Below are 325 nucleotides of genomic sequence, written 5' to 3'. Positions count from 1 at the left end.
AGAAGAACTTTTTTTATTTTTACTATAATCATATAAAGTTTCATGATTTAATATACTTTTAAAGCTTAATCCACCTTTTTCATAAGATAAGGAAATTTCTCCTCCAGCAGTCCTATTTTTATAACTTCTTATTATAGAGCCTATATTAGTATATGCTTTACCCATTATCTCAAAATTTCCTAGTTTACTTGATAATGTTACATCTCCTTTTAATCTACCTAATCTATCTCCTATTTCAAAATCAGTTTTTAATTTATGATTTAAATTTATCCCTATATTAAGCTTAGATATTTTTTGATCTAATTCTAAAAAACTTTCAATTCTA

The 325-nt window shown here is 23.4% G+C and carries 1 pseudogene; it reads right to left on the bottom strand.

What is annotated here, in order from left to right:
- Positions 1-325, bottom strand: a pseudogene (locus AYC60_RS09085) (hypothetical protein); the annotation flags it as partial.

It is taken from the genome of Streptobacillus felis, from assembly GCF_001559775.1.
Lineage (GTDB): Bacteria > Fusobacteriota > Fusobacteriia > Fusobacteriales > Leptotrichiaceae > Streptobacillus > Streptobacillus felis.
Note: the sequence above shows the minus strand (reverse complement) of the source record. Positions and strands in the feature narration are given on the sequence as shown.